Below are 3497 nucleotides of genomic sequence, written 5' to 3'. Positions count from 1 at the left end.
AGAACCATCAAAACCAGCTACACAAAAAGAGCCAGAGCAACCAACTCAATCAGGACCATCAAAACCAACGACACAGGAAGAGCCAGAGAAACCAACACAACCAGAACCGGTAAAACCAACGACACAGAAAGAGCAAGAGCAACCGACTCAATCAGAACCGGTAAAACCAACGACACAGAAAGATCCAGAGAAACCAGCACAACCAGAACCATCAAAACCAGCTACACAAAAAGAGCCAAAGCAACCGACACAACCAGAACCGGTAAAACCAACGACACAGGAAGAGCCAGAGAAACCAACTCAATCAGGACCGACAAAACCAACTACTCAGAAAGATCCAGTTATTCAAACTAAACAGCAGGAGAACAATCAAAATAATGTAAATGATAAACCTAAATTACACGTTACAGTATGGTTAGATGATCAAGGGAATATTATTAAAGATGCGGTAGAAGACGATAAAACACCTTTAAATCAAAGAGGTGTTATACAAATAGAAGGTTATAAATATATTAGAACAGAAACCGAAGATGGTATTACTAAATATATCTATAAAAAAGTTAAATTAAAACAACATAAGCAAATATTAGAAGTAATTAAACCTACTAAAAAAATATCAAAACGTAATGAAGATAAAGATGATAAAACATCTCATAATCATAAAACTTCTAAGAAAGAATTACCTGAAACAGGAGTTAAAGAACAAGAATTTACTCCAGCATTATTAATGTTACTAGCAGGTTTAGGATTAATTGGTATTTTTAGAAATAAAATCAAAGAATAGAATTATAGAGAGTGTGGAGCTAAACCCACACTCTTTTTTATGTACAAATAGTAAAATTCCCAAAATAAACAATTGCACAAAATATAGATTGATGGTATATTTTAAGGAACACAATTAAATATATTTTATCAATAATAAAATATAGGTTGAATATTGTTGGGTTAATTTAAATTCTTTATATTTGAGGAGAAAAAATGATGGAAAACAAAAGAATCAACAACTTAGATAAAAAAATCACACGTTTTTCTATTAGAAAATATCAAGGTTTTGGAGCAGCTAGTGTAGCAATAATAGGTTTTATCATGATGTCTAACATAAATTACGCAAAAGCTGACAGTATTGAACAAAATAATACCACCATCAATCAAAAAGTTAGTGATAGTACCAGTCATCAAATTAATATTGAAAATGGAAAATCTTTAAATGACAATCTAACTAATAACCAAGATATTGAAAATAAACTTTCAACTACTAAAACTAATACTCAACACGTTATTAATACTAGTCAACTTGAAAAAATTTTAAATCAATATAAATCTTTAGATTTAAGTAACAAGACAGATGAATCGATTAAACTATTTCGAACTGATTTACAAGAAGCTGAATCTATTTTAAATAATCCTCAAAGCCAACAACAGGTTGATGATTATTATCATAAGTTTTTAAATAGTGCAGGTAAATTACATAATAAAGAATCTTTACTTCCAAATCGTCAATCAAACGGTGTTCAATCACAACATTTAACTACGAATAATAACTTTTCAAACTATTCGTATATTAGACATAAAAGAGACTCATCATCTTTTAGAAGTGCTCCTGAAAATAACGTATCTAATGATCCTTTGAAAGCAAATGAAGTTAATCCAGAAATTCAAAATGGAAACTTTAGTCAGGTATCTGGTGGTATATTACCATCAAGGTCAAAGAGATTAACTGTAGTTACGAATGTAGATAATTGGCATAGTTACTCAACTGATCCTAATCCTGAGTATCCTATGTTTTATACACCAAGCGCAGTAGATTATTCAAGTTTTATGAGCAATAATGGTGCTCCATACGGGGTTGTACTTGCAAGAACGAATAACGGTCGTGATAGAAGTGTCAATGATGCTAAAGTAGCAGGTATTTATCAAGATATAGATGTGGTACCTGGTTCGGAATTAAACGTTAACTTTATATCTACAAGTCCAGTATTTTCAGATGGTGCATCAGGTGCTAAATTAAAAATTAGTAATATAGAGCAGGATCGCATCTTATTTGATAATCGTCTAAATGGTATGGGACCGTACCCTACCGGTAAATTATCTGCAATGGTTAACATACGAAGCGATATGAATAGAGTAAGAATTTCTTTTTTACCTATATCCAACACTGGTCGAATTAGTGTACAACGGTCTTCGAAAGAACATGGATTTGGTGATAATTCATCTTATTATCATGGGGGTTCAGTTAGTGATGTAAGAATAAATAGTGGATCCTATATCACTTCTAATGTGGCACAGGTAGAATATATAACTCAGCCTAATAGTCCTAATGATAATTTTGCACGTGCAACAGTTAATTTATCTGTTGAAAATAAAGGGCATAATCAATCAAGAGATACATATTATGAAGTTATATTACCAGCAAATTCAAAACTCATTTCTAGTAGTGGAGGAACCGGTAATTTAGATGTAAATACTAATAAATTAAGAATGTCAATTAGTAACTTAAATCCAGGAGAGAGGAAAGATCTCTCCTATACAGTAGAATTTAAAGCAACAATACCTAAAATAGTTAATTTAAATGGACATGTTAGTTATAGAACTAATGCAACATTTAGAGGAAGAGATACTCAAAGAACCGGAGATAATACCGTTAATTTACAAACTGTGACAATTCAAATGAATAAAACAGAATTACAAAGTAAAGTAAATGAAGTTGATAACTACTTACACGATTTAAATGATGCTGATTTTACCGCAGATTCATGGCGTGCACTTCAAGACAAATTAACCGAAGCTAGGAATATTATCAATGAACAACAGAATAATGTTGCTATAGAAAATCAAGCATCCCAAGAAACTATCAATAATGTTACTAATACGTTAGATACATTGAAAAATAGTCTAAAATATAATGCACCATCCAAACCAATTATTGAAATAAATTACCTGATTCCAAATTTAACTATAACACCAGCTAATAAAGCAGATAAGTTAAATATTACATATCAAAATACTGCTAATGAGAGTACATCAATTATTGCTACTAAAACTAATGATAATTGGTCACTTAATAATAGTGTTCCTGGTATAAATATCGAACCACAATCCGGTTTAGTAACAATTAATTATCAAGCTGTTTATCCAGAAAGTTTAGTTGTAGCGAACGATATAATTCGAAACAGTGACACAAGTGAGGAAAGTAGAGAAAATATGCCACGTAAAGAGGCAACACCGGAAGCGCCTGGTATTGAAGCAAGTGAGGAGCATGTCAATGTCGAAGTAACACCTAAAGGTGAAGCGTCAAAAATAGAGATGATTTATATAAATCCCGAAGGAGAACCAGCTTCAATAAATGCTATAAAAAATGGAGAAACTTGGACATTAGATAAGCAAGTGTCACATATTAATATTGACGATCACACTGGTAAAGTTACGGTTGGTTATCAAGCAGTACAAGCAGAAAGTGAAATAATAGCAACCGAAACAAAAGGAAACAGTGACTCAAG

General features: G+C 31.8%; 1 protein-coding gene and 1 pseudogene. Both read left to right on the top strand.

The window, feature by feature from the left end; translation table 11 throughout:
• A pseudogene (locus tag HMPREF2706_RS11955) lies at positions 1–784 on the top strand (cell wall anchor protein); the annotation flags it as partial.
• 197 nt (positions 785–981) lie between these two features.
• On the top strand, positions 982–3497 hold a 2516-nt coding region (locus HMPREF2706_RS11205; RefSeq protein ID WP_371106845.1), incomplete at its 3' end, for a SasC/FmtB family protein.

Source organism: Staphylococcus sp. HMSC067F07 (assembly GCF_001837405.1).
GTDB classification, from domain to species: Bacteria; Bacillota; Bacilli; order Staphylococcales; family Staphylococcaceae; genus Staphylococcus; species Staphylococcus capitis.
This window is presented reverse-complemented; position numbering and strand designations above follow the sequence as displayed.